The following is a 25284-nucleotide window of genomic DNA, read 5'->3' on the forward strand; positions in this document are numbered from 1 at the left end:
GCATGGCTGATGTCGCAATTCCCCGGGCCAAGCCTCAGATGCGCGAGGCAAGCGCCTGGACCCAGCTCAAATACAATCGCAACTGGCTCGGCTTCTGGTTCATGGTGCCGGCCATGGCCTTCCTGATCTTCTTCCTGGCCTATCCGCTCGGGCTCGGCATCTGGCTGTCGTTCACGGACACCCGTATCGGCAGGGTCGGGCAGTTCGTAGCCACCGAGAACTATGAGTGGCTCTGGGACGACTCCATCTTCTGGTTGTCGGTGTTCAACACGCTGCTCTACACCTTCGTTGCCAGCGCCTTCAAATTCGGTATCGGGCTTTACCTTGCGCTGCTGCTCAACGAGCACATGCCCTTCAAGGCGATGCTGCGCGCGATGGTGCTCATCCCCTTCATCGTTCCGACCGTGCTGTCGGCACTCGCATTCTGGTGGATCTTCGACTCGCAATTCTCGATCATCTCCTGGTCGCTGAAGCACCTCGGACTGATCAGCCAGAACATCAACTTCCTCGGCGACACCACCTGGGCGCGGATCTGCGTGATCTTCGCCAATGTCTGGCGCGGCGTGCCGTTCGTCGCGATCACGCTGCTCGCGGGGCTGCAGACCGTCTCGCCGTCGCTCTATGAAGCGGCAACGCTCGACGGCGCGACGCGGTGGCAGAATTTCCGCTACATCACCTATCCGCTGCTGACTCCGATCATCGCCGTCGTGATGACCTTCTCCGTGCTCTTTACCTTCACCGACTTCCAGCTGATCTGGGCGATGACGCGTGGCGGCCCGGTCAATGCCACCCACCTGATGGCCACGCTGTCCTATCAGCGCGCGATCATCGCCGGGCAGCTGGGCGAGGGGGCCGCGATCTCGAGCGCCATGATTCCATTCCTGCTCGCTGCGATCATGGTGTCCTGGTTCGGCCTGCAGCGTCGCAAGTGGCAGCAGGGGGAAAGCAATGACTGATCTTCCTGCCTCGAAAGTCGATCTCAAGACCGTCATATCGGCGCCGTCGCGCGTCGACAACAGCGAGGGCATGAGCTATCTGCAGTCGGTGCCGCGCAGGCTCGTGACGCTCTATCTGCCGCTCACGATCATCGTCGTGGTTCTGTTGTTCCCGTTCTACTGGATGGCGCTGACGTCGGTGAAGCCCGACGATCAACTGCTCGATCTCGACAAGTACAATCCGTTCTGGACCTGGAATCCGACGTTCAAGCACTTCCACAAGCTGCTGTTCGAGAGCTATTATCCGTATTGGCTCTGGAACACGATGTACGTGGCGATCTGCGCCACGGTGCTCTCGATCGTCGCATCGGTGTTCGCGGCCTACGCCATCGTGCGATTGCGCTACAAGGGCGCCAATCTCGTCGGGGGACTGATCTTCCTCGCCTATCTCGTGCCGCCGTCGATCCTGTTCATTCCGCTCGCCACCGTGGTGTATCAGTATGGTCTGTTCGACTCGCCGCTGGCGCTGATCCTGACCTATCCGACGATCCTGATCCCGTTCTCAACCTGGCTGTTGATGGGCTACTTCAAGACCATCCCCTTCGAGCTCGAGGAATGCGCGCTGATCGACGGGGCGAGCCGCTGGCAGATCCTGATCAAGATCGTGGTGCCGCTCGCGATTCCCGGCCTGATCTCGGCCTTCATCTTCTGCTTTACGCTTTGCTGGAACGAGTTCATCTATGCGTTGACCTTCCTGCAGTCGACCAGCAACAAGACGGTGCCCGTCGCGATCGTCAACGAGTTCGTGGACGGTGACATCTACCGCTGGGGGTCGCTGATGGCCGGAGCCCTGGCCGGCTCGCTGCCGCTCGTGATCCTTTACGCCTTCTTCGTGGAGCATTATGTGTCGGCGATGACCGGCGCCGTGAAGGAATGATCGCGGGGCTTGCCGAGGGCGCATCAGGAGCGGTGCGCTCCAGCCAATAAGAAGGAGTAGGCTCTTGCACATTCTGGTTCTGGGCGCCGCCGGCATGGTCGGCCGCAAACTCTGTGAACGACTGCTGCGCGACGGCCGGCTCGGCAAGAGCGACATCACGAAATTGACCATGCATGACGTGGTCGAGCCGAAGAAGCCGGAAAAGGCCGGTTTCCCGATCGAGACCGTGTCGGGCGATTTCGCCGTGCCGGGCGCGGCCGAAAAGCTGATCGCCGGCCGCCCCGACGTGATCTTCCATCTCGCCGCGATCGTCTCGGGCGAGGCCGAGCTGGATTTCGACAAGGGCTATCGGATCAATCTCGACGGCACGCGGATGCTGCTCGACGCGATCAGGCTCGTCGGCGGCGGCTACAAGCCGCGCGTGGTCTTTACGTCCTCGATCGCGGTGTTCGGTGCCCCGTTTCCGGATGCGATCGGCGACGAGTTCTTCCACACGCCGCTGCTCAGCTACGGCACCCAGAAGGCGATCGGCGAATTGCTGCTCGCCGACTATTCGCGCCGCGGCTTCCTCGACGGCATCGGCATCCGCCTGCCGACCATCTGCATCCGCCCCGGCCTGCCCAACAAGGCCGCATCGGGCTTCTTCTCCAACATCCTGCGCGAGCCGCTCGCCGGCAAGGAAGCGATCCTGCCGGTGTCCGAGGACGTCCGCCACTGGCACGCCACGCCGCGCTCGGCCGTCGGCTTCCTGCTTCACGCCGGCACCATGGACCTCGCCACCGTCGGCCCGCGCCGCAATCTGACCATGCCGGGCCTGTCGGCGACGGTCGGCGAGCAGATCGCCGCCTTGAAGCGGGTTGCCGGCGAAACGGTCGCCGCCCGCATCAAGCGCGAGCCGGATCCTTTCATCGTCGGCATCGTCGGCGGCTGGCCGCGCAATTTCGATCCAAAGCGTGCGCGCGAGCTCGGCTTCACCACCGCCGAGAAGACCTTCGACGACATCATCCGCATTCACATCGAAGACGAGCTCGGCGGCAATTTCGTCGCCTGACCTCTGACTGAGCGGGCCCTGGTGATGGCGAGCGTTGCTTGCATCGGCGAATGCATGGTCGAGCTCAGGCAGGCGCAAGGAGGCGCGTCTGCCGGGCAGGGGGGCGGCCTGTACTCACGCGGCTTCGGCGGTGATACCCTCAACACCGCCGTCTATCTGGCGCGGCTCGACGTCAAGGTCGACTATCTCACCGCGCTCGGCGATGACGGTCTCAGCGACGAGATGATCGCGGCCTGGAATGCGGAGGGCGTCGGCACGCGGCGTGTCGTGCGGCTGGCGGGCAAGCTGCCCGGCCTCTACATGATCCAGCTGGATGCGAAGGGCGAGCGCCAGTTCTTCCACTGGCGTGACAGCGCGGCGGCGCGGCAGCTGATGAGCCTGCCGGAGACGGACGAAATCCTCAACTCGCTGATGAGCTACGACATCGTCTATCTCTCCGCGATCACGCTCTCGATCTATGATGCGGTCGGGCGCGAGCGCCTGTTCGCGGCGATCAAGCGCGCGCGCCTGCTCGGCACCCGCTTCGTGTTCGACACCAATTTTCGCGCGCGGGGCTGGCCGGATCGCGATGTCGCCCGCGAGATCTTCGCCGCAGCCTTCGCGACCGCCGACATCGTGCTGACCTCGACCGAAGATCTGCTCGCGCTCTATCCCGGCGAGAGCCACGACCAGCTGATGGCGCGTATCCCGAGCCCGGAGCTGGTGTTCCGGCTCGCCGAGCCCGTCAGCGTACTGCGCTTTCCCGGCGGAACCAGCGAGGTTCGCGCCGAACCCATGACGAAGCCGGTCGTCGACACCACCGCTGCCGGCGACAGCTTTGCCGCGGCCTATATCGCGGCGCGGCTCGCCGGTTCCGGTCCGGCCGAGGCCGCCCAGGCCGGACATCGCCTCGCCAGCCTCGTGATCTGCTATCCCGGTGCCATCATCCCGGGTTATGCCATGCCGCCGAAGAAGCGGCACCGGCCGACGGCCTCTCGCCAAGTGACCAAATGAATCGAGACCAATGACCACGACTGCCCAACAGAACCACCTCGTCTCGCTGTTCAAGGCGGCGACCGTCATTCCGGTCCTCACCATCGAGCGAATCCAGGATGCGGTGCCGCTGGCGCGTGCGCTGGTTGCCGGCGGCGTCCGCACGCTGGAGGTGACCCTGCGCACCCCCGTTGCGATCGAGGCCGCGAGGGCGATGATGGCCGAAGTACCTGAGGCGATCGTCGGCATCGGCACCATTCTCAATCCGGCCGACTTCACCCGTGTCGAGAAGCTTGGCGTCGCATTCGGGATCAGCCCGGGCCTGACCCCCGATCTCCTCAAGGCCGCAACCGACAGCTCTTTGCCGTTCGCGCCGGGCATTGCCACGGCCTCCGAGCTGATGATGGCGCTGTCCTACGGCTTCGACGTCGCAAAGTTCTTCCCGGCCGAGCAGGCCGGCGGCATCAAGGGCCTGCGCGCCCTTGGCGGGCCGTTCCCGAACGTGCGGTTCTGCCCTACCGGTGGCGTCGGCGAGGCCAATGCGGCGAGCTGGCTGGCGGAGCCCAACGTGGTTGCGGTCGGCGGCTCCTGGTTGTGCCCGACGGCGGAGATCCGGGCCGGGAACTGGGCCGGCATAACTGCCATCTGCCAGCGGACCCTCCAGGCCCTGAAAGCCGCGTGAAGTCTTGCCATCCCTGCGCTAAGATTTAGTTCAGGTAAGAGACCTCAGGGAGAAAAGACCATGACCGCCAGCATCGTCGGATGGGCGCATACGCCGTTCGGCAAGTTCGACACCGAGACCGTGGAAAGCCTCGTCGTGCGGGTCGCCAACGAGGCGCTGGCGGATGCCGGCATTTCGGCTGGCGACGTCGACGAGATCGTGCTTGGCCATTTCAACGCCGGCTTCTCGCCGCAGGACTTTACCGCCTCGCTGGTGCTCCAGGCCGATCCGAAGCTGCGCTTCAAGCCGGCGACCCGGGTCGAGAACGCCTGTGCCACCGGGTCTGCCGCCGTGCACCAGGGCCTGCGCGCGATTGCCGCAGGGGCCGCCAAGATCGTGCTGGTCGTCGGCGTCGAGCAGATGACGCGTACCCCTGGCCCCGAGATCGGCAAGAACCTGCTCAAGGCGTCCTATCTCCCCGAGGACGGCGACACGGTCGGCGGATTCGCCGGCGTGTTCGGCAAAATCGCCAGTTCCTATTTCCAGAAATACGGCGACCAGTCCGACGCGCTGGCGCTGATCGCGGCCAAGAACCACAAGAACGGCGTCGCCAATCCCTTCGCCCAGATGCGCAAGGACTTTGGCTTCGACTTCTGCCGCGCCGAGAGCGAGAAGAATCCTTACGTGGCTGGCCCCTTGAAGCGCACCGATTGCTCGCTGGTCTCCGATGGCGCCGCGGCGCTGGTGCTGGCCGATGCCGAGACCGCCAAGGGCATGACCAAGTCGATCGGCTTCCGCGCCACCGCGCACGCCCAGGACTTCCTGCCGATGAGCAAGCGCGACATCCTCCAGTTCGAGGGCTGCACGGTCGCCTGGCAGCGAGCCCTGGAAAAGGCCGGTGTGACGCTGTCCGATCTCTCCTTTGTCGAGACCCATGACTGCTTCACGGTTGCCGAGCTGATCGAGTACGAAGCGATGGGCCTGACGCCGAAGGGGCAGGGCGCCCGCGCCATCAAGGAAGGCTGGACGCTCAAGGACGGCAAGCTGCCGGTCAATCCCTCCGGCGGTTTGAAAGCCAAGGGTCATCCGATCGGCGCCACCGGCGTCTCGATGCATGTGATGACCGCGATGCAGCTCGCAGGGCAGGCGCCCGAGGGCATGCAGCTCAAGAACGCCAAGCTCGGCGGCATCTTCAACATGGGCGGTGCGGCCGTTGCCAACTACGTTTCCGTGTTGGAGCCGCTGAAATAGGTCCTGTAGGGTGGGTTAGCTGGCGGATGCGCGAAGCGCAGTCTGCCAGCGTAACCCACCACTACTGCCTTTGCGCTAGATCATAGTGGGCTGATCTGGACCCGTTAATGCTCCTGATTGATTGGCAGGGAATATATCATGAGCAATGACTACGAAGAATCGCTGTCGATGGACGCGCTGAACGACCGCATCGCGATCCTCGAGGACAATATCCGCCAGCTCATCGAGCAGGCGGCCGCCGCCTCGGGCGAGCAGAACGAGTCGCGCATCGCCGACCGGATCAGCCAGCAGAACGAAGAGCTCGACCGGCTCCTGAAGATCCGGGAATCCCGCCAGAAGAAATAGCGGCCGATATCGCCGCGCCGCGCATGCCGCCATACGCCGCCCGCCCTTGCGCGAGCGGCGGCACTACCGTTAGCTGGGTCGAAATCGCGGGCCGCGCCTTGAGCCTCGCGCAATCGGGAGCGAACGATGGGGCCGCTGAAGGGCATCAAGGTCATCGACATGACCACTGTGCTGATGGGTCCTTATGCGACCCAGATGCTGGGCGACTACGGCGCCGATGTCATCAAGGTGGAGTCGCTGGACGGCGACGTCACCCGCCTGATCGGTCCGATGCGACACGCCGGGATGGGACCGGTGTTTCTCAACACCAACCGCAGCAAGCGCTCGATCTGCCTCGATCTGAAAAAGCCCGCCGGCCGCGAGGCCGTGCTGCGGCTGCTCAAGGACGCCGATGTGCTTGTCTACAACGTCCGTCCGCAGGCCATGGCGCGGCTTCAGCTCGGTTACGATGTCGTTTCCGCCATCAACCCGCGCCTGGTCTATGCCGGCGTGTTCGGTTTCGGTCAGGACGGGCCCTATGCCGCGAAACCTGCCTATGACGATCTGATCCAGGGCGCCACCGCGCTTCCGGCGCTGATGGCGCAGACCGGTGACGGCGTGCCGCGCTACGTGCCGAATGCGCTGGTCGATCGCATCGTCGGCCTCACCGCCGTCGGGGCGATCTGTGCCAGCCTCGTGCACCGCGACCGTACCGGCCGCGGCCAGCGCGTCGACATCCCGATGTTCGAGACCATGGCCGGCTTCGTCATGGGCGATCACATGGGCGGGCTCACCTTCGAACCGCCGCTCGACAAGGGCGGCTATGCCCGCCACCTCTCGCGTGACCGCAGGCCCTACAAGACCTCGGACGGCTATCTCAGCGTCATCGTCTACAACGACAAGCAGTGGGAGAACTTCTTCAAGGCCACCGGGCGCGACGATCTGCGCGCCGATCCCAAATTCGCGACTTTCGCCGGCCGCGCCGCCAACATCGATGTGGTCTACGCCGAGCTTGCGCGCATCTTCGAGACGCGCACCACGGCCGAGTGGATCGACCTGCTCACCAAGGCCGACGTGCCGGTCATGCCGATGCACGACCTCGCGTCGATCCTGCACGACGAGCACCTGGAGGCGACCGGCTTTTTTCCGGTGGTAACTCATCCGACCGAGGGCCCGATCCGGAGCATGAAGGTGACGGCGACCTGGTCGGAGTCGGAGGCCGAGCCCGTGCGGTTGGCGCCGCGGCTCAACGAGCACGGCGCGGAGATTTTGCATGAGATCGGCTACTCCACCGACGAGATCGCCGCCATGGTCCGCGATGGCGTCACGCGAACGGCGCCTGAGTAGGGGAAGAAGTGATGGCGCAACCTCTCTCATCCGTCATTCCGGCTCGCGCCCACTTGGGCGCGAGCCCGGAATCCATTCATCATCGAGTGAGGCCGCGCGATGGATTCCGGGCTCGCGACTTCGTCGCGCACCGGAATGACAGCGGAGAGGTCGTCACATGAGCTTCATCACCGGCGTCGGCCTCACGCCGTTCGGCAAGCACGAAGGCTTGTCCTCGCTTGACCTGATGAGCAAGGCTGCCCAAGCCGCGCTCGACGATGCCGGGCTGAAACGCTCGGACATCGACGGCATCCTCTGCGGCTACTCCACCGTGTCGCCGCACATCATGCTGGCCACCGTCTTCGCCGAGCATTTCGGCATCCGCCCGTCTTACGCCCACGCCGTGCAGGTGGGCGGAGCCACGGGTCTCGCGATGACGATGCTCGCGCATCAGCTCGTCGACGCCGGCGTCGCGCGCCACGTGCTCGTCGTCGCCGGCGAGAACCGTCTCACGGGGCAGAGCCGCGATGCCTCGATCCAGGCACTGGCGCAGGTCGGCCATCCCGACTACGAGGTGCCGCTCGGCCCGACCATTCCCGCCTATTACGGCCTCGTCGCGAACCGCTACATGCACGAATATGGCGTGACCGAAGAGGACCTCGCCGAGTTCGCGGTGCTGATGCGCAGCCACGCCTGCACCCATCCCGGCGCGCAATTCCACGATCCCATCACGGTCGCCGACGTCATGGCTTCGAAACCGGTGGCGATGCCGCTCAAGCTGCTCGACTGCTGCCCGGTCTCCGACGGCGGTGCGGCGTTCGTCATCAGCCGCGAGCGGACAGGGGAAGCGGGCGTGCGCATCCGCGGCTGTGCCCAAGCGCATACCCATCAGCATGTCACGGCCGCACCTGGTCTCAGCGAACTCGGTGCCGAGATATCCATCGCGCGCGCCAGGGAGGCGACGGGCCTTGCGATCTCCGACGTGCGTTACGCCGCGATCTACGACAGCTTCACCATCACGCTCGCGATGCTGCTGGAAGACCTCGGGCTTGCCGGCCGCGGCGAGGCGGCCGCGCGCGTCCGTGCCGGCCATTTCGGCCGCGACGGCGCCATGCCCCTCAACACCCACGGCGGCCTGCTCAGCTACGGCCATTGCGGCGTCGGCGGCGCCATGGCGCATCTGGTCGAGGCCCATTTGCAGATGACGGCTCGGGCGGCGAATCGCCAGGTGCGGGATGCGTCCATTGCACTGCTGCACGGCGACGGCGGCGTGCTGTCGTCCCACGTGAGCATGTTCCTGGAGCGGGTGCGATGAGCGAGCGTCTTGCGGACTGGACCAAGGGCGAAGAGGCCATCACCTACCAGGTCTGCACCTCATGCAGTCACGTGCAGTATTTTCATCGTGCCTTCTGCGCGGCCTGCGGTGCATCTGGCCCGCGCGACCAGCGCGCCAGCGGCAAGGGCAGGGTGTACGCGACCTCGCTGGTCTGCCGTGCCGCAACGCCCGAGACGCGCGCCCACGTGCCCTACAACATTGTGCTGGTCGATTGCGCCGAGGGATTTCGCATGATGGCGCATGGCGCGAGCGATCTCGCCATCGGCGACGAGGTCGCCGCGAGTTTCAAGTCCTTTGCCGGCAAGCTGGTGCCGTTCTTCACGAAGGGGACGTAGAGGGATTCGTCATTCGGGGGCGGTCATAGGACCGAGCCTGGAACGGGTATTCTGGGCCTGGCCTGTGCGAGGGCCACCCCGGAATGACGAAACTCTGCTCTAGCGCCCGTAGAACAAGATGCTGGCGATGACGAGCATCGCCGTCACCGCCAGCATATGCGCAAGCGCTCCCGAGGCCGCCCCCTTGGTGGCTTCCTTCATGCCGTTTTCTCCCTAGACTTGGGCGTGACTCATCGTTGCGCGCGGCTAGCGCACCCGACGGCCAATTGTTTTACTCGGAACACCCCACTTCTCGAGTATTCACCGCGACTTGTCCCCACGCGGCGAATATCGATTATCTCAGGGTCGATCAGCAATGCGGCGGCAATTTGACTCGATGATGTTGCTCCTGCGTCCGCCCGCGAATAGAGTCTTTGGGAACTTATCCCCAAGACGACAACAAGCATCAAAAGCTCAGGGAAAACTTCAGGAAAATCATGGCCCGCATCACCTACTGCGATCCGTCCAAGGCGTCCGACCGCACGCGCGAAATCCTCGACAAGAATCGTCATGCCAACATCTTCCGCATGATGGCGCACTCGCCGAGCTATTTCGAGCAGTACTGCCGCCTAGGGGGCGCTATCAGGCACAAGGGCGAGCTCGATCCCATCGTGCGCGAGCTTGCGATCACGCGCACCGGCATCTTGTGCGAGGCGCCGTACGAGATCGTCGCGCACAAGCGCATCGGCAAGAACGTCGGCGTCACCGACGAGCAGAACGAGGCGCTCGAGAACTGGCAGGCCGCGTCTTGCTTCAATGAGGTGCAGCGCGCCGCGCTCGCCTTCACCGACGAGATCGTGAAGCTGAAGAAGCCGACGGATGCGACCTTCAAGGCGATCGCATCGAAGCTGACGCCGGCCGCATTGGTCGAATTGCAGCTCTCGGTCGGCTTCTACATCATGACTTCGAAATTCCTCGAGACGTTCGAGATCGACCTTCAGCCGGTCACTGAAGTGGTGGGCTGATCAGACAGAAGCGGCGAGGGAAGCCGATGACGATCGATGAATATGCGGCTTGGGCCGCTGGTGTTGCCAAAGTCGACGAGCATCCGTCCAACGAGCGGTTGTCCTACCTCGGTCTTGGCCTTGCCGGTGAATCCGGCGAGGTCGCCGACCACATCAAGAAGCTCCTGCGCGATGATTGGCTCGACAAGGCGGGCCTCGTCGATGAGCTTGGCGATGTCATCTACTACTGGGCCTGCCTGTGTGCCGCGACCGGCCAGAAACCATCCGAATTGCTCGAGGCCAGCGCTGCAAAAGTCAAGCGGCGGCTGAGCGAAGCGGCGAGCCGCTAGGCTTCTCACGTCGCCGTCAAAATATCGACCTTGGCGTTGGCGACGATCAGGCGGTCGGCCAGAAGCTGGGCGAGGTTGCGCATGATGCATTCGCTGGCGCGTGGGTGCTGCTTGCGGAAGCGCTCGAAATCCTTCAGCGGCACCTCGAATGCGGTTGCCGCCATGTCGGCGAAGACGTCGGCGGAGCGGATCTGCTCCAGCAGCGCCATCTCGCCGAACGCCATGCCGGCGGTGAGCGTCGCCAGCCTGATGCCGTCGGGCAAGGTGACGTGCACCGCGCCGCTGCGCAGGAAGTACAGGGCATCGGCAGGATCGCCGGTCGTGAGAATCTTCGCGCCGGACTGATAGGTCCTGACGGCGCAGAGCGAGGCCAGATCGGTCAGCTCTTCCTCGCTCAACCCTGCCAGCAATGGTTGCTCGGCGAGCTCGGTGGTCTCGTGAAAATCGATCGAGCCGCCGTAGCGATACACGATCTGGTCTTCGGCCCATTCGATCGCGGTGTCGAGCAGGTAGAAATCGCGGACGTTCTTCAGCTCGGCGGTCCATTCGCGCAACGTGTTCCATTCCTTCGAGGCACGCCTGACGCCTGACAGCACGACGGTCACGTTCAGCGCGGCAAGCTCCTCGAACGCTTCGGCGACCAGCCGCGCGCCGGCGCGCGTGGTCGAGGTCACGCGGTGGAGATCGAAGATCACGAATTGCGGTCGCGGCCGGCCTGCGAGCCGGCGCGAGACGTAGTCGACGGCCGACAGCGACAGCGTGCCGACCAGCTCGATGATCCGCACCTCCTGCTCGTGCGCCGCCAGGATCTCACGCTCCTGCGGGCGGCGCACGCGGCGCGACGGGCTCTTGCCGATATCGTAGTCCGCGATGACGGCGTTGCGCGCGTCGTCGCTGCGGTTGAGCATGTGCAGATCGTAATGCGAGGACAGCGCCTCGCAGACCTTGATGCCGCGCACGCTGTTGCCATGCTTGTCGAGGCGCGGCGAATAGCTGCCGAGACCGAGACGGGCGGGGAGGGCGGCCAAAATGCCGCCGCCGACGCCGCTCTTGGCGGGAATGCCGATCCGGTAGATCCACTCGCCGGCATAGTCGTACATGCCCGACGACGTCATCACCGAGAGCGTGCGCGAGATCGCGTAAGCGCTCAGCACCTGCTCGCCCGTCACGGGATTGATGCCGCGATTGGCGAGCGTCGCCGCCATCACCGCGATGTCGCGCGCGGTGACCAGAACGGCGCATTGGCGGAAATAGACGTCGAGGACGCCGGCGACATTGTCCGAGATCACCGCATTGGTCTTCAGCAGATAGCCGATGGCGCGGTTGCGGTCGCCGGTCTGGCTTTCGGAGGCATAGACGGCCTCGTCGAGCGCGAGGTCGCGTCCGGCAAAGCGGCTGAGCGCGGCACGAATCTGCTCGAAGGCGTCCGTGCCCTTGCTGTCGTAGATCAGCCCGGTGCAGGCGATCGCGCCGGCATTGACCATTGGGTTGAACGGATGGTTCTCGGAATTGAGCCGGATCGAGTTGAAGGGGTCGCCCGAGGGCTCGACGCCGATCGCGCTCTCGACCCGGCCGGCACCGAGCAGGTCCAGCGCCAGTGCAAACACGAAGGGCTTCGACATCGACTGGATGGTGAAGGGCACCCGGCTGTCGCCGACTTCATAGACATGGCCGTCCAGGGTCGCCAGGCTGATGCCAAAATGGGCAGGATCGGCCTTACCGAGCTCGGGAATGTAGTCGGCGACCTTGCCTGAGGTCTCGGCGGCGAACTCGCTCAGGCAATTGTTCAGAAACCGCAGCAAAGGCGGTTTCGAGCGGGTCCAGGCGGTTTCGAGAGGCGAATGTGGCGTCATCGCCTCTCTTGTGCAACGCAATCAGGGCATGCGCAACCCGTCCGGAACGATGGTCTGCCGCCGCAGCAGCAGGGCAAGCAGAAGCGTCGGCAGCAGAATCGCCAGCCCCAGCATCGTGACCTGCATCTGCGAAAGCGGCATGATTCCGCCGCCGGGGGTCGCCACCACGAAGCCGCCGATCACGAGCAGCACGCGAATGGGCCATTCCAGCGCGCCGGCCCCGCGGAGATCGCCGACGAAGGGCTGGTAGCCCTGGATGCCGCCGCAGATGAACAGCGTGCCGAAGGCGGCGAGCCCCATCAGGCCGAGGCCGGCGAGATAGGGGCTCGGCCCTTGCAGCACCAGCGCCGGATTGAGCACGAAGAAGAACGGCAGGAAATAGATGATGCTGCCGACCCACATCGATTCCCAGCCCGTCTTCATCGCCGGCGAACCTGCGATGCCTGCGGCCGCGAACGAGGCGATCGCGACCGGCGGGGTGATCGACGACAACATGCCCCAGTAGAAGATGAACATGTGCACCGCCATGCGGTTGAGCCCGAGCTTCTCCAGCGCGGGCGCGACCAGGATGGCGAGGAAGATGTAGCAGGCGGTCGTCGTCAGCCCGAGGCCGAGAATGAGGCTGGTGAGGGCGCACATCGCCAGCAGCAGGAAGGGATTGTCACCGGCTATATGCAAGAGGTCGTTGGCGAGGCTCGAGACGACGCCGGTCATCGAGAAGGCGCCGATCAGCAGGCCGCAGCCGGCGAGGATGCCGACGAGCTCCACGAAGGTGCGTCCGTTCACCTCAAGGAATTTGCCGATCGTGCCGAGCGTCCAGCGCGTGTCCTTGGAGAAGAACTGGTTGAGAACCAGGAGCAGCGCGGTCGCATAGAACGGCGCGTGGCTCTCACGCTTGAAGTAGAGCAGCATCACGATCAGGAGCGCGATGACGAAGACGTAGTACCAGCCGTCCTTGATCGTATCCATGATCCGCGGCAGCTCGGCGCGCGGGATGCCCTTCAGCTTGTGGCGGGCCGCATAGGCGTCGACCTGCATGAACAGGCCGATATAGTAGAGCACGGCGGGGATGATGGCGGCGATTGCGACGTCGGCGTAACTGACATTGAGGAACTGCGCGATCACGAAGGCGGTGGCGCCCATCACCGGCGGCGCCAGCACCGCGCCGGTGGAGGCGCAGGCCTCGATCGCGGCAGCATAGGAGGCGCGAAAACCGCTCTTCTTCATGACGGGGATTGTCATGGTGCCGGCGGTCAGCACGTTGGAGATGATCGAGCCCGACATCATGCCGAGCAGGCCGCTGGCAAAGATGCAGACTTTTGCTGCACCGCCGCGGAACGTGCCGCACAGCGCGAAGGCGAGGTTGATGAAGAACTTGCCGGCCCCCGTCATCATCAGCGCGGTGCCGAACACGAGGAAGCCGATCACGGTGTCCGCAAAGGCCTGAATGGGGATGCCGAGCAGGCTTTCGCCTGACAGCACGTGATAGGCAGTCGCCTGCTCCAGCGTCGATTGCGTGCCGCGGAACGGCCCGAGCCAGCCGGCCTCGGCGAACAGCGGATAGACCGTGAAGGGCAAGACGCTCAAGAGCAGGCTCCAGCCGCCGGTGCGGCGCAGCGCCTCCATCAGCATCGTCCACATCACGAGGCCGGCGGCGATCACGCTGGTCGGCGCGCCGCCGAATTCCCAGCCGGCCTCCGCCGCCTTGCGCACGTTCAACATCAGCATGAGCGCTGCCGCGAAGGTCGCGACGAACAGGACGAGGTCGTACCAGGGAATGCGATCGAGCGGCGCACGCGACGTGCCCGGAAAGATCAGGAAGGTGAACGGCAGCATCAACGCGATCAGGAGGTAGAAATACTCCGTGTTGAGCTGGGTGAAGCCGATGAAGAAGCGCAGCGAGAATTGCTGATTGATACAGAGCAGGATGGTCGCCGCGGTCGCGGCGACCAGCGCCCAGCGCCAGGCGCCGCGAAGTGCGCGCACGCGCGTGACCTCCGCCTCCTGCATGTTGCCGGCAGCGCCATGCGGATCGTCGAACACGACCCGCTTGGTCTCGTCTTGCGGGGCGGTGGTGGTGGAAGAAGACATCATCGATCCCGCGCGTGGGCAGTTGAACGCAGATTATGCGAATGACAGTTGTTTGAATCGATTGCGCCGCGGGCTCAATCTCTCCCGCTTGCGGGAGAGGTCGGCGCGCAGCGCCGGGTGAGGGCTCTTTCCTCTGGGGGAATCCCACCGTGGAGACACCCTCTCCCCAACCCTCTCCCGCAAGCGGGAGAGGGAGCGCGCATCAGGCTCGGTCTCAGCACGCTATTCCTCGAACCCGTTGGGCATGCCGGCCTTGGCAAGCGCGGCGGCGCGCGCCTTCATCCAGCCGTCCAGGAAAGCCTTGTCGTCCGACGCTGGATTGGACTTGCCGTAATCGGCCCACGCGGCCGCCAGCACCTCCTGGCGCTTGATCAGCTTGTTGTTGTGCGCTTCCTGCGCATCGCTCCATTGCCCGGCTTCCTTCAGCGCCTTCACCGCGCCGGGATGCACCGGCACCACCCAGTTCTTGGTCTGGCGGTTGGCCGCGAGTCCGCCTGCGCCGGGCGCGGAGTCCTTATAAGCGTCGTAGTTCACGATCATCGCCTTGGTCATCGCATAGACCTGATCGGCCGGTTGCGAAGCGTAGGCGACGAAGATCGGATAGGGATAGTTGCCGAGCTCGACCGGTTTCTCCGGCGAGATGCCGGCGCCGCAGGTCGCAAGTTGCGGGAAGAAGAACGAGCCGACCTTCTGCATCCGCGCCCAGCCTTCCTTGTCCTTGGCGGGCAGCGGCGGCCAGATCAATCCGCGCGGCGAGGTCTCGGCCTCCTTGGCGGGACCGGTGATGGTGGTGCCGAAGGCGGCATCGACATCGTTGTTGATCAGCCCTTTCCACATTGCGCCGTAGCTGGCGAACTCGACGGCCTTGACGTCCTTCTCTGTCAGCCCGGCGAAAGCGAGCACGGCGAGCGAATTCTGATTCAGCGCGGGCGAGCCGACCACGAAGCCGACACGCTTGCCCTTCAGATCTTTCAGCTCCTTCACGCCGGTGTCGGCGGCGACGCCGAGCGAGCCGCAATTGCAGTCGACGCTCGAGAGCAGGATCTGGAGCGCCTGTGGCCCCCATTCCTTCGAGCCGAACTCGAACACACCTTCCTGCGCGAAGTAGGTGCCCGATCCCATCGCCGCCGAGGCTGCGCGCTTGGCGCGCAGCGGCGCGAGGCGTGCGACGTCATTGCCTGCGGGGAGCACGCGCACGTCGGTGCCGTACTTGTCCTTCATCATCTTGCCGACGCCGACCGCGATGTTGAAGCCGGCGGTTCCGGTGTCATAGGCCGTGAAGGTCAATGTCGCCGGCAGCTTGATGTCTTCGGCGAACGAGTAGCGTGTAGACGCAAAAGAAATGCCCGCCACCAAGGCAGGCGCCAGCACGAGCAGCGCACGAAGCATGTTTCCCTCCATCATCCTCGCGTTAGTCGCGAAGATATTCTTGCTTGAATCGGATCATGTCACCGGGCATCCGCGATGGCAACGCCGTACCGCGAATGCAGGAAAGAGGCTGACAGATTGTCGCGGAAACGACGGATAATTCAGTTCAACTCCTGACGATTGCGATCGCCTGTCCCTCGGCAACGACGTCGTCGAGCTTCACCAGAAGCGATGTGATGGTGCCGCTCGCGGGCGAGGGCACCGGGATCTCCATCTTCATCGCTTCGACAACTACAACGTCATCGCCATCTGCGACGGTTCCTCCAACTTGCACGGGAGTTGCGCAGACGCGTCCCGCGATCTCCGTGACGATCTTAATTTCTGGCATGCCATCGCCTTTTTGTTGTCGTCGCAAAATGCCTGAGGTAGCGTCGTCTGCAAGTGGAATTTAATTCCGCATAGCGGAACAGGCGGTAGGGAACATGGGACGACGTTCGGAGCGGTTGAGTAGGCAAGGCGCGCTCGCTGGCGATGCCGGTGAGGGAGATGTCATCCAGGTGGTCTCGCGCGCATTCGACGTGTTGCGATGCTTCGAGGGCCACGATAGCAGGCTCGGCAATCTCGAGATTTCAAACCGCTGCGGTCTGCCGCGCTCGACGGTGTCGCGGCTCACGCACACGCTGACCCGCATGGGCCAGCTCGTCTATCTGCCGCGCGATCAGAAATATCGCATCGGCCCGAGCGCGGTGGCGATGAGCGCCTCGATGATGAAGGGCGCGCAGCTGCGCAGCATGATCCGCCAGCGGCTGCAGGAAGTGGCCGAGCAACTGCCGGGCACCGTCGGCTTCGTCGTCCCCGATCGCTTCCATCTCGTTTATCTGCTGTTCGCGCGCTCGACGAGCGCACTCGGCCTGCACGAGGGCACCGGCAGCCGCATCTCGATGGCGTCGACCGCCGCGGGCGCAGCCTACACCGCGGCCCTGGCGCCGGAAGTCGGCGACGCCTTTGTCGCCGACATGGAGCGGGAAGCCCCCGAGGCCGCGAAAATTCTCAGGCCCCGCATCGAGGCCAACCGGGAGTCGTTGCGCGAGCGCGGCTATGTCGTCGCCTGCGGCCTCTGGAGCCCGCATATCAACGGCCTCGCGGTGCCGGTCTGGTCGCCGCAATACCAGACCTTCGTGGTCGTCACGATCGGCCTTCTGTCTGCGATGTATGACGAGCAGCGTCTGCATGACGAAGTCGCCCCGTCGATGCTCGAGCTTGGCCGCTCGCTCGGCAGCCTGATGGAAGGCGCAGAAGGCGACGCCTTCAACAACCGCATCTCGCGCAAACCGGTCGCCATGGCCGTGCACAACAATAACAAGCCGATCAATTCGGAGGGAGTGAATGAACTGGAAGCCGGAACTCGACGAGCTCGCCCGGCGCGAAGCCTTCGCGCGGGAGATGGGCGGCGTTGACAAGGTCAAGCGACAGCATGACCAGGGCCGGCTGACTGTTCGGGAACGTATCGACAAGCTGATCGACAGAGGCAGCTTTCACGAGATCGGTGCCGTCTCCGGCATCGGTGAATACGATTCCAGCGGCGAGCTGCAGAAATTGACCCCGGCGAACTGCGTGTTCGGCCGCGCGCGCGTCGACGGCCGCACCGTGGTCGTGGTAGGCGACGATTTCACGGTGCGCGGCGGCTCGGCCGATGCGTCGATCTCCGCAAAGCCGCTGATGGCGGAGGAGATGGCGCACGATTTTCGCCTGCCCATCGTCCGCATCATCGAGGGCTCCGGCGGCGGCGGTTCGGTCAAGACCATCGAGACCAAGGGCGCAGCGAACCTGCCGGGCGGCATCGGCGGCACGCGCTGGTATCGCTTCACGACGGAAAATCTGTCGCGGGTGCCCGTGGTCGCGCTCGGCCTCGGCTCGGTAGCGGGCCTGGGTGCGGCGCGTCTTGCCGCCAGCCACTATTCCATCATGACCCGGAAGTCCGCGATGTTCGTCGCTGGCCCGCCGGTGGTGAAGGCGCTGGGTCAGGATCTCACGAAGGAGGAACTCGGCGGCGCCGACATCCAGACCCGCGCCGGCGCAGTCGATCACGCCGTCGATACCGAGGAGGAGGCGTTCGCCTGCGCGCGACGTTTCCTCTCTTATCTGCCGTCGTCGGTCTACGAGCTGCCGCCGACCTTGCCGTGCACCGACAATCCGGAGCGCAGCGACGAAGCGCTGATGAATGCGGTGCCGCGCAACCGCAAGCAGGTCTACAAGATGCGGCCGATCATCGAGTCCGTCGTCGACAAGGGCTCGTTCTTCGAGGTCGCCAAGAATTTCGGCAAGCCAGTCATTGTCGGCCTCGCGCGGCTCGAGGGCAGGGCGGTGCTGCTGCTGGCCAGCGACAGCTTTCACTATGGCGGCTCCTGGACGGCCGATGCCTGCCAGAAGGTGGTGCGCTGGGTCGATTTCGCGGAAACCTTCCATCTGCCGATCGTCTATCTCATGGACTGCCCCGGCTTCATGATCGGCCTCGATGCCGAGAAGGCCGCCACCATCCGGCACGGCGTCCGCGTCATGGCGGCGGTGAACCAGACCACCGTGCCCTGGTGTACCGTGATCCTGCGCAACGCCTTCGGTGTCGCCGGCGTGGTGCATCAGCCCGCCGATCGCTTCTCGATCCGCTACGCCTGGCCGTCGGCCTATTGGGGCTCGCTGCCGCTCGAAGGCGGCATCGAGGCCGCCTACCGCGCCGACATCGACACGGCGGAAGACAAAGCGGCGAAGCTGAAGGAGATCGAGGAGCGGCTCAACAGGCTGCGTTCGCCATTCCGCTCGGCCGAAAAATTCTGGGTCGAGGAGATCATCGATCCCAGGAAGACGCGGTCGCTGCTGTGCGAGTTCTCACGCCTCGCCGAGCCGCTGCGAAAGGCCGGTCCGCCGGAGAACATGACGATCAGGCCCTGAGGTTCGCCCGTCAGTGCGACTGCGCGGAGCTTGTCGGGCAGCCGTGGCGTGACCTCAAAACAGGAACGCGCTACGTTCCCTGGACAAAAAAGAGGAAGCGCCAATCGTGTACGACTTCATCATCGTGGGCGGCGGCTCGGCGGGGTCCGTGCTGGCCCACCGGCTGTCCGCAAGAAGCGCCAACAAGGTCCTGCTGTGCGAGGCCGGACAGGACACACCGCCCGGCAACGAGCCGGCCGAGATCAGGGACAGCTATCCCGGTACGGCCTATTTCGATCCGCGCTTCCACTGGACCGAGCTCAAGGTGACGACTCAGGTCGTCAGCCACAACAATCCAACCGAATCGCGTCCGCCTTTGCGCAAATACGAACAGGCGCGCGTGCTGGGCGGCGGCTCGTCGATCAACGGCCAAATGGCCAATCGCGGCGCGCCGACCGATTACGACGAATGGGAGGCGCGGGGCGCCGACGGGTGGCGCTGGAACGACGTGCTGCCCTTCTTCAGGAAGGTCGAGCACGACCTCGATTTCGATGGACCGTACCATGGCAAGGACGGCAGGATCCCGGTCCGCCGCATTCCGCGGGAGCACTGGACGCAGCATTCGGAGGCGTTCGCGCAAGCCTTCCAGCAGGCCGGTCACCGGTTTCTGCCGGACCAGAACGGCGAGTTCGTCGACGGCTATTTCCCGGTGACGCATTCCAACCAGGCCGAGCAGCGCGTCTCGGCTGCCATGGGGTATCTGGATCGCGACACCCGCAAACGCACCAACCTCACGATCTCCACCAACACGCAAGTGCGAGAGTTGCTGTTCGAAGGCACGCGCTGCGTCGGCGTGAAGGCGACGGTTGACGGACGCGAGCAGGAATTCCGCGGACGCGAGATCATTCTCTCCAGCGGCGCCATCCATTCGCCGGCGCACCTGCTTCGCGCCGGCATCGGCCCGGTCGGTCACCTCAAGGACATGGGCATTCCCGTGCTGATGGGCTTGCCGGGCGTCGGCCAGCGCCTGATGGATCATCCCTCGATCTCGCTGTCGTCCTTTGTCCGCCGCGGCGCGCGGATGAACGAGCACACCAGGCGCCACATGCAGCTCGGCCTGCGTTATTCGTCGGGCCTGCCGGGCGTGCCGAAGGGCGACATGTTCGTCGTCGTCATCAGCAAATCGGCCTGGCACGCCGTCGGGGCACAGATCGGTTCGCTCCTGACCTTCGTCAACAAGACCTATTCCGAGACCGGACAGGTCAAGCTGGCCTCGCGCGATCCCTCGGCAGAGCCGATCGTCGAGTTCAACCTGTTGTCCGACCGGCGCGACCTCGATCGCCTGATGAGCGGCTTCCGCAGGATGGCGGCGGTGCAGATGAGCGAAGTCGTCAGGAAGGTGACGGACAAGCCGTTCCCGGCCGCCTATACCGATCGCGTCCGCAAGATCGGCGTGGTCAACACCAGGAACAGGATTCTCACCACGATCGCTGCGGCCCTGATGGACGGGCCGGCGGCACTGCGTCACTACATGATCGACAATTTTGTGGTCGAGGGTTTCACTTTCGATCAGGTCATGAACGACGACGAGGCGCTGGAAGCCTTCGTGCGCAAGGCGACGATCGGCGTCTGGCACGCCTCATGCTCATGCCGCATGGGCCGGGCCGACGATCCGATGGCGGTGGTCGACAATCAGGGCCGCGTCAAGGGCGTGCAGGGCCTGCGTGTCGTCGACGCCTCGATCTTCCCGGTGGTGCCATGCGCCAACACCAATTTTCCGGTGCTGATGTCGGCGGAGAAGATCGCAGCCGCGATGATGCAGTGAGCGGCAGCGGGTTCTGCCTTCGCAACGCTCCAAATGCGAATCTGACTTGATTGCATGCCGCAAGCTTGACCCGCTGAGCGGGCATTCGTGCGCTGCGAGTTAATCATCTCGGTCGCTACGTGTAGGCTATGACGATTGCCGGCCGTGTCGCGTAATGCAATCAGTTTTCAGCCGGCCTTTAGTCCCATTTCAGCCAAACTGTATTTGTTTCTCATCATCCGGGGCAGGGTCTCTCATTTGGAGTCCTTGCAATGTTCAAGCGAGTATTTTCTGCGTGCGTCTTCGTTGTCCTGGGTTCTGTCGCTTCGGAAGCACGGCCTTATCGCATTCAGCAAGCCCCTGAATGCAATGTCACCATGCCCTGCGACTTCTCGTATTCGCAGACGCGGCGCGAGCGGACTTCGAGATCCTCACTGGCTTCCAGATATTCACCGGTTTCCGAGTCCTCGCTGCAAAGGTCCTCGCTGCAAGCCTACCGCTCGACGCAACTGACAGTGACTGATGCAGGGGGCACCGCCACGCCGGTGAACGTCTCCGGCGCTCGCGTTGTCGGTGGTCGCCCGGCCGGTTGTCCTTCGTCCTTCTGCGGCTGCGGCGCGGCCCTGCGCGTGTTTGGCCGTATTGTGCCGGAATTGAATCTTGCGTCCAACTGGCTGCGCTTTCCGCGGACATCACCCGCACCAGGAATGGTTGCTGCGCGACGAGGACACGTTTTCGTCCTGGAGCAGCACCTCGGGGGCGACGTCTGGATGGCCTATGACGCCAACTCGGGCGGGCGCGCGACGCGAATCCACGCACGTTCATTGCGAGGGTATACGATCGTCAATCCCCGCGGCGGTTCGGTGGCTTGAGCGCAGCGAACACCACGCTCGACAAGACCACGGACGGGTCGCAACATCTTTGCGACCCTGCCACGCTGGACCAATCGTTGGCGCTGGGCCCAGCTTCGGTCACAGCCGCAGCACCTTGCCGGGATTCATGATGTTCTGCGGATCGAGCGCGCGCTTGATGGTGCGCATGATGTCGAGCTCGGTCTTCGACCGGTAGTGGCTGAGCTCATCGAGCTTGTCGATGCCGATGCCGTGCTCCGCCGAGATCGAGCCGCCCATGGAGGTGATGAGATCGTTCACGGCCCGCGTGATGGCGCCCTTGTATTGGATCAGTGTCTGCTGATCCATGCCGACCGGCCCCATGAACGAGAAATGCAGATTGCCGTCGCCGATGTGTCCGAGCGGGTAGGGCCTGATACTCGGGAGAATGTCGAGCACCGCCTTGGTCCCCTTGTCGATGAACTCCGGGATACGGGAGATCGCCACCGAGACGTCGTAGCTCAGCCCCGGTCCTTCGGCCCGGGAGGCCTCGGCCACACCCTCCCGGATCCGCCACATGTTGCGTGACTGGCCGACGGTGTGAGCGATCGCGGCATCGAGCACGCGGCCGGCCTCGAGCTGATCGGCGAGAAACTGCTCCAGCTTCTCGGACATGCCCTCGGTCCCATCCCGGCGTGCCCGCGCGGACGACCACTCGAGCAGAAGATACCATGGCGTCTCCGCCTTGAGCGGATCCTGGGTGCCGGGAATATGGCGCAGCACCATGTCGATTGCGCTGCGGCTCATCAGCTCGCATGAGCCGACATTGTCTTCGGAGGCGCTATGGGCTTCGGACAGGATCTCCAGGGCCGCGCGTGGATCCCGGATCGCCAGCCATGCGGTGCAGACGTCCTTCGGCGCCGGCCATAGCTTGAGCACCGCCTTGGTGATGATGCCCAGCGTGCCTTCGGCGCCCATGAAGAGGTGCTTGAGGTCGTAGCCGGTGTTGTCCTTCTTGAGCGCGCGCAATCCATCCCAGACCTCGCCGGTGGGCAACACGACTTCGAGCCCCAGCACGAGGTTGCGGGCATTGCCATAGCGCAGCACCTGCACGCCGCCGGCGTTGGTCGAGAGATTGCCGCCGATCATGCACGACCCCTGGGCGCCAAGACTGAGAGGCAGGAACCTGTCGTGTTCGCTGGCTGTCTCCTGAAGGGTCTGCAGCACGCAGCCGGCCTCGACCGTCATCGCGTAACCGACGGGATCGATGTCCAGCACGCGGTTCATGCGGCCCATCGACAGCACGATGCCGGTATGCGCAGGCCAGGGCGTCGCCCCGCCCATCAGGCCGGTGTTGCCACCCTGCGGCACGATCGCGACGCCGTGCCGATGGCAGAGCCGGACCACGTTCGAGACCTCCTCGGTGCTGCCGGGACGAACGACGGCGCCGGCACCGCCGACCAGCAATCCCCGCCAATCCGTCACGAACGGCTGCTTGCCGTGCTCGTCCTCGATCAGGCCCTTCTCGCCCACGATCGCGCTCAACGCATCGCGCATCTCGGAGGTCAAAGGAGCGGTCGGTATGATGGGATCGGAGGATAGGAAGGCAGCCGGCATTTTGTTTCCTCTGGCGCATCTTGGTGTGCACTGCGCACGTAACGTGCGGAGGCTATTGTCCACGTTTGGGCTGCGGAGTCTAACGGGAATGTGGCCCGAACCTGTGGACCCACACGGGTGCGTGACCAACGCCCCGGGCCGGGCAGGATCGGTGCTGCAGCGACGACGCAATGAGGCGCGCCGGTCATCGAGGCCGGACCCGGGTGTTTCTTCTTCGGCGTGTATCGCCGCCCTCGATCTTGTTTCAGTTGTTTTGCGAGACGTACGGACGCCGGGCCTACGGCCTTATCCGATCCCGGCAACGTTCAGGCAATCTTTGCAACATTTCTAAACATCTTCGCCAACATCCCGTGGCTGTTCGAGCGTAGGACGCGCCCAGACTTTGCGGATCAGGATCGGAAGAATGCTATTGAAGTTTTCGGCTGCGCGCATGGGCATTGGCGCGGCCTGCCTCGTGCTCGTCGGCATCAGCCCGTTGCGCGCAGAGCCGGTGTTCGACGGCTTGGCCGGCGCTTGGTCGGGCGTCGGCACGATGAAGCCGTCCGATGGACCGCGCGAGAAGGTCCGCTGCAAAGTGGCGTACGACGTCACAAGGCCGGGACGTTCGTTGACCCTTAATCTGCGCTGCGCAAGCGATGCGTACAAGATGGTCCTGTCCGCGAACATCGAGCAGAGCGGGACGGAGCTCTCCGGCAACTGGTTCGAGAGCGAATACCGACAAGGCGGCAAGGTCTACGGCACGAACAAGGATGGCCTGATCGAGGCGCGAATTGAGGGAAATACGGTGGCCGCGCTGGTGACGATCCAGACCAAGAGCAATCGTCAATCCTTCCTGATGGAGGCGCCGGGCTCCTGGATGTCGGAGGTCGCGATCGAATTGAACAAGGATTCGAAATGACGCCGATCCCCGTGCGGTAGCAATCGTCCATGCACAGCTATCGCTCTCCGCCTCTGCGACGCGCTGTGTGCTCGATGGGTTCACCGGCTTGAGCGGATTGGTGACGCCGCCGTGTTCGGCGTCACCAGCACGATGAGATACTACGCCATCGCAGGCTGCGGTTTGGGCTGCCGCGACAGCGCCAGCACGATCAGCGCGGCGAACACGCACAGCGCGCCGGCAATGAAGAACGCAGGCAGGTAGCTCTGATAGACCGTCCGCGAGAAGCCGGCACCGAAAGCCGCTGCGCCCGCGCCGAGTTGATGGCCGGCGAAGATCCAGCCGAACACCAGATTGGCGCGCTCAGGTCCGAATCTTTGCGCGGTGAGGCGAACCGTCGGCGGCACCGTGGCGATCCAGTCGAGACCATAAAACATCGCGAAGATGGAGAGGCCGTAGAACGAGAAATCGCTGAAGGGCAGGAAGATCAGCGAGAGCCCACGCAGGCCGTAATACCAGAACAGGAGCCAGCGATTGTCGTAGCGGTCCGACAGCCAGCCCGACATGATGGTGCCGAAGAAGTCGAAGATGCCCATCGCAGCCAGCAGGCTCGCCGCCTGAACCTGCGGGATGCCGAAATCGAGGCACATCGGGATCAGATGCACCTGGACGAGGCCGTTGGTCGAAGCGCCGCAGACGAAGAAGGTCGCGAACAAGATCCAGAACGCCGTCGATTTCGAGGCATCGCGCAGCGTGCCGAGCGCAACGCCCGTGATCGAGCCGTGGCTCACCGGCGGGGCGGGCAGGGGCTCGGTGCCCTCGTCGCCGAACGGCCGCAGGCCGACATCGCTGGGGCGGTCGCGCATCGCGAGCAGCACCGCCACTGCGGAGACGCCGAGCATGACGCAGACGAAGCCAAGCGCCAGGCGCCAGCCGTAGCGCTCGGTGAGGCTTGCGAGCAGCGGCAGGAACACGAGCTGGCCGGTGGCGACGCTCGCGGTCAATATGCCGACGACGAGGCCACGTCGTGCTGCGAACCAGCGCGTGGCAATGGTTGCGCCGAGCACCAGCGCGGTCATGCCGGTGCCGATCCCGATCACCACGCCCCAGAGGGCGATGAGCTGCCAGACCTCGGTCATGCCGAGCGAGAGCACGAGCGCCGAGACCACGATCAGCTGGGCGACGAGCGTGACGTTGCGCAGGCCGTAGCGGTTGAGCAGGGCGGCCGCGAACGGCGCCATGAGCCCGAACAGGATGAAGCGGATCGACAGCGCGGAGGAGATTTCCGCCGTGCTCCAGCCGAACTCCTTCTGAAGCGGCACGATGAACACCCCGGGCGCGCCGACCGTGCCGGCGCTGATCAGCGCGGCGAGGAAGGTCACGCCGACCATCACCCAGCCGTAGTGAATGTTGCGGCGGGAAAGCGCTGCCGCGAGCCAGTTCGAGATCATTGGGCCT

General features: G+C 64.4%; 23 protein-coding genes. 17 read left to right on the top strand and 6 right to left on the bottom strand.

What is annotated here, in order from left to right; translation table 11 throughout:
* Positions 1 to 38 precede the first annotated feature (38 nt).
* The 12 genes from ACSHT2_RS34890 (at position 39) to ACSHT2_RS34945 (ending at position 10461) form a co-directional block, all read left to right on the top strand.
* Positions 39 to 956: a carbohydrate ABC transporter permease gene (locus tag ACSHT2_RS34890; RefSeq protein WP_440643001.1), complete on the top strand. Its 918-nt coding sequence runs from the start codon at positions 39 to 41 to the stop codon at positions 954 to 956.
* Positions 949 to 1872 (top strand): carbohydrate ABC transporter permease, encoded by a 924-nt coding sequence (locus ACSHT2_RS34895; protein ID WP_440639670.1) that lies wholly within the window; start codon positions 949 to 951, stop codon positions 1870 to 1872. Before ACSHT2_RS34890 ends, ACSHT2_RS34895 begins: the two co-directional genes overlap by 8 nt.
* Positions 1873 to 1936: 64 nt before the next feature.
* Positions 1937 to 2923 (top strand): D-erythronate dehydrogenase, encoded by a 987-nt coding sequence (gene denD, locus ACSHT2_RS34900; protein WP_440639671.1) that lies wholly within the window; start codon positions 1937 to 1939, stop codon positions 2921 to 2923.
* A gap of 24 nt (positions 2924 to 2947) precedes the next feature.
* Positions 2948 to 3916 (top strand): sugar kinase, encoded by a 969-nt coding sequence (locus ACSHT2_RS34905; protein WP_440639672.1) that lies wholly within the window; start codon positions 2948 to 2950, stop codon positions 3914 to 3916.
* Between the two features lie 10 nt (positions 3917 to 3926).
* Positions 3927 to 4577, top strand: a complete 651-nt coding sequence (eda, locus tag ACSHT2_RS34910; RefSeq protein ID WP_440639673.1) for a bifunctional 4-hydroxy-2-oxoglutarate aldolase/2-dehydro-3-deoxy-phosphogluconate aldolase — start codon at positions 3927 to 3929, stop codon at positions 4575 to 4577.
* A gap of 60 nt (positions 4578 to 4637) precedes the next feature.
* Positions 4638 to 5807 carry an acetyl-CoA acetyltransferase gene (locus ACSHT2_RS34915; RefSeq protein WP_440639674.1) on the top strand — a complete coding sequence of 390 codons (1170 nt, stop codon included), beginning with the start codon at positions 4638 to 4640 and terminating at the stop codon, positions 5805 to 5807.
* Between the two features lie 138 nt (positions 5808 to 5945).
* Complete coding sequence (locus ACSHT2_RS34920) at positions 5946 to 6152, top strand: hypothetical protein (protein ID WP_440639675.1); 207 nt, start codon at positions 5946 to 5948, stop codon at positions 6150 to 6152.
* Positions 6153 to 6278: 126 nt separating this feature from the next.
* Complete coding sequence (locus tag ACSHT2_RS34925) at positions 6279 to 7478, top strand: CaiB/BaiF CoA transferase family protein (RefSeq protein WP_440639676.1); 1200 nt, start codon at positions 6279 to 6281, stop codon at positions 7476 to 7478.
* 157 nt (positions 7479 to 7635) lie between these two features.
* The gene (locus tag ACSHT2_RS34930) at positions 7636 to 8772 is read left to right on the top strand and encodes a thiolase family protein (protein WP_440639678.1); all 1137 of its coding nucleotides are present in this window, start codon (positions 7636 to 7638) and stop codon (positions 8770 to 8772) included.
* The gene (locus tag ACSHT2_RS34935; protein WP_440639680.1) at positions 8769 to 9128 is read left to right on the top strand and encodes a Zn-ribbon domain-containing OB-fold protein; all 360 of its coding nucleotides are present in this window, start codon (positions 8769 to 8771) and stop codon (positions 9126 to 9128) included. Before ACSHT2_RS34930 ends, ACSHT2_RS34935 begins: the two co-directional genes overlap by 4 nt.
* A gap of 476 nt (positions 9129 to 9604) precedes the next feature.
* On the top strand, positions 9605 to 10132 hold the full coding sequence (locus ACSHT2_RS34940) for a carboxymuconolactone decarboxylase family protein (protein ID WP_440639682.1): 528 nt from the start codon (positions 9605 to 9607) through the stop codon (positions 10130 to 10132).
* Between the two features lie 26 nt (positions 10133 to 10158).
* Positions 10159 to 10461, top strand: a complete 303-nt coding sequence (locus ACSHT2_RS34945; RefSeq protein WP_124158777.1) for a nucleoside triphosphate pyrophosphohydrolase family protein — start codon at positions 10159 to 10161, stop codon at positions 10459 to 10461.
* Between the two features lie 5 nt (positions 10462 to 10466).
* Here ACSHT2_RS34945 and glsA read toward each other — a convergent pair whose 3' ends face one another.
* The 4 genes from glsA to ACSHT2_RS34965 all read right to left on the bottom strand — a co-directional run bounded on the left by glsA (position 10467) and on the right by ACSHT2_RS34965 (position 16161).
* Complete coding sequence (gene glsA, locus ACSHT2_RS34950; RefSeq protein WP_440639685.1) at positions 10467 to 12314, bottom strand: glutaminase A; 1848 nt, start codon at positions 12312 to 12314, stop codon at positions 10467 to 10469.
* 21 nt (positions 12315 to 12335) lie between these two features.
* Positions 12336 to 14408 carry a TRAP transporter permease gene (locus tag ACSHT2_RS34955; RefSeq protein WP_440639686.1) on the bottom strand — a complete coding sequence of 691 codons (2073 nt, stop codon included), beginning with the start codon at positions 14406 to 14408 and terminating at the stop codon, positions 12336 to 12338.
* A 219-nt stretch (positions 14409 to 14627) separates the two neighbouring features.
* A complete protein-coding gene (locus ACSHT2_RS34960) occupies positions 14628 to 15794 on the bottom strand; it encodes a TAXI family TRAP transporter solute-binding subunit (RefSeq protein ID WP_440639687.1) in 1167 nt (388 codons plus the stop codon).
* Positions 15795 to 15939: 145 nt separating this feature from the next.
* Positions 15940 to 16161 (bottom strand): acetyl-CoA carboxylase biotin carboxyl carrier protein subunit, encoded by a 222-nt coding sequence (locus ACSHT2_RS34965; RefSeq protein ID WP_440639688.1) that lies wholly within the window; start codon positions 16159 to 16161, stop codon positions 15940 to 15942.
* 94 nt (positions 16162 to 16255) lie between these two features.
* Here ACSHT2_RS34965 and ACSHT2_RS34970 point away from each other — a divergent pair, with 94 nt between their 5' ends.
* From ACSHT2_RS34970 to ACSHT2_RS34985, 4 genes are all read left to right on the top strand, one after another.
* Positions 16256 to 17230: an IclR family transcriptional regulator gene (locus ACSHT2_RS34970; RefSeq protein ID WP_440639689.1), complete on the top strand. Its 975-nt coding sequence runs from the start codon at positions 16256 to 16258 to the stop codon at positions 17228 to 17230.
* Positions 17160 to 18719 (top strand): acyl-CoA carboxylase subunit beta, encoded by a 1560-nt coding sequence (locus ACSHT2_RS34975; RefSeq protein WP_440639690.1) that lies wholly within the window; start codon positions 17160 to 17162, stop codon positions 18717 to 18719. The genes ACSHT2_RS34970 and ACSHT2_RS34975 overlap by 71 nt, the downstream gene beginning before the upstream one ends.
* Positions 18720 to 18825: 106 nt before the next feature.
* Positions 18826 to 20523: a GMC family oxidoreductase gene (locus ACSHT2_RS34980; RefSeq protein ID WP_440639692.1), complete on the top strand. Its 1698-nt coding sequence runs from the start codon at positions 18826 to 18828 to the stop codon at positions 20521 to 20523.
* A gap of 251 nt (positions 20524 to 20774) precedes the next feature.
* On the top strand, positions 20775 to 21374 hold the full coding sequence (locus ACSHT2_RS34985; RefSeq protein WP_440639694.1) for a hypothetical protein: 600 nt from the start codon (positions 20775 to 20777) through the stop codon (positions 21372 to 21374).
* 99 nt (positions 21375 to 21473) lie between these two features.
* Here ACSHT2_RS34985 and ACSHT2_RS34990 read toward each other — a convergent pair whose 3' ends face one another.
* Positions 21474 to 22949: an FAD-binding oxidoreductase gene (locus ACSHT2_RS34990; RefSeq protein WP_440639696.1), complete on the bottom strand. Its 1476-nt coding sequence runs from the start codon at positions 22947 to 22949 to the stop codon at positions 21474 to 21476.
* 403 nt (positions 22950 to 23352) lie between these two features.
* On the opposite strand from ACSHT2_RS34990, the gene ACSHT2_RS34995 reads away from it, so the two are divergent.
* Positions 23353 to 23847, top strand: a complete 495-nt coding sequence (locus tag ACSHT2_RS34995) for a hypothetical protein (RefSeq protein ID WP_319331389.1) — start codon at positions 23353 to 23355, stop codon at positions 23845 to 23847.
* A 140-nt stretch (positions 23848 to 23987) separates the two neighbouring features.
* Here ACSHT2_RS34995 and ACSHT2_RS35000 read toward each other — a convergent pair whose 3' ends face one another.
* On the bottom strand, positions 23988 to 25277 hold the full coding sequence (locus tag ACSHT2_RS35000; RefSeq protein WP_440639698.1) for an MFS transporter: 1290 nt from the start codon (positions 25275 to 25277) through the stop codon (positions 23988 to 23990).
* Positions 25278 to 25284: the final 7 nt, after the last annotated feature.

The organism is Bradyrhizobium sp. PUT101, from assembly GCF_052043945.1.
GTDB lineage: Bacteria > Pseudomonadota > Alphaproteobacteria > Rhizobiales > Xanthobacteraceae > Bradyrhizobium.

Coding starts and splice junctions, on each gene's coding strand:
- ACSHT2_RS34940 (WP_440639682.1), top strand. CDS start 9,605: ATGGCCCGCATCACCTACTGCGATCCGTCCAAGGCGTCCGACCGCACG.
- ACSHT2_RS34895 (WP_440639670.1), top strand. CDS start 949: ATGACTGATCTTCCTGCCTCGAAAGTCGATCTCAAGACCGTCATATCG.
- ACSHT2_RS34985 (WP_440639694.1), top strand. CDS start 20,775: ATGTTCAAGCGAGTATTTTCTGCGTGCGTCTTCGTTGTCCTGGGTTCT.
- ACSHT2_RS35000 (WP_440639698.1), bottom strand. CDS start 25,277: ATGATCTCGAACTGGCTCGCGGCAGCGCTTTCCCGCCGCAACATTCAC.
- ACSHT2_RS34965 (WP_440639688.1), bottom strand. CDS start 16,161: ATGCCAGAAATTAAGATCGTCACGGAGATCGCGGGACGCGTCTGCGCA.
- ACSHT2_RS34990 (WP_440639696.1), bottom strand. CDS start 22,949: ATGCCGGCTGCCTTCCTATCCTCCGATCCCATCATACCGACCGCTCCT.
- ACSHT2_RS34915 (WP_440639674.1), top strand. CDS start 4,638: ATGACCGCCAGCATCGTCGGATGGGCGCATACGCCGTTCGGCAAGTTC.
- ACSHT2_RS34955 (WP_440639686.1), bottom strand. CDS start 14,408: ATGATGTCTTCTTCCACCACCACCGCCCCGCAAGACGAGACCAAGCGG.
- ACSHT2_RS34945 (WP_124158777.1), top strand. CDS start 10,159: ATGACGATCGATGAATATGCGGCTTGGGCCGCTGGTGTTGCCAAAGTC.
- ACSHT2_RS34975 (WP_440639690.1), top strand. CDS start 17,160: ATGAACTGGAAGCCGGAACTCGACGAGCTCGCCCGGCGCGAAGCCTTC.
- ACSHT2_RS34995 (WP_319331389.1), top strand. CDS start 23,353: ATGCTATTGAAGTTTTCGGCTGCGCGCATGGGCATTGGCGCGGCCTGC.
- ACSHT2_RS34905 (WP_440639672.1), top strand. CDS start 2,948: ATGGCGAGCGTTGCTTGCATCGGCGAATGCATGGTCGAGCTCAGGCAG.
- ACSHT2_RS34920 (WP_440639675.1), top strand. CDS start 5,946: ATGAGCAATGACTACGAAGAATCGCTGTCGATGGACGCGCTGAACGAC.
- ACSHT2_RS34970 (WP_440639689.1), top strand. CDS start 16,256: ATGGGACGACGTTCGGAGCGGTTGAGTAGGCAAGGCGCGCTCGCTGGC.
- ACSHT2_RS34930 (WP_440639678.1), top strand. CDS start 7,636: ATGAGCTTCATCACCGGCGTCGGCCTCACGCCGTTCGGCAAGCACGAA.
- ACSHT2_RS34890 (WP_440643001.1), top strand. CDS start 39: ATGCGCGAGGCAAGCGCCTGGACCCAGCTCAAATACAATCGCAACTGG.
- glsA (WP_440639685.1), bottom strand. CDS start 12,314: ATGACGCCACATTCGCCTCTCGAAACCGCCTGGACCCGCTCGAAACCG.
- ACSHT2_RS34935 (WP_440639680.1), top strand. CDS start 8,769: ATGAGCGAGCGTCTTGCGGACTGGACCAAGGGCGAAGAGGCCATCACC.
- ACSHT2_RS34925 (WP_440639676.1), top strand. CDS start 6,279: ATGGGGCCGCTGAAGGGCATCAAGGTCATCGACATGACCACTGTGCTG.
- eda (WP_440639673.1), top strand. CDS start 3,927: ATGACCACGACTGCCCAACAGAACCACCTCGTCTCGCTGTTCAAGGCG.
- ACSHT2_RS34960 (WP_440639687.1), bottom strand. CDS start 15,794: ATGCTTCGTGCGCTGCTCGTGCTGGCGCCTGCCTTGGTGGCGGGCATT.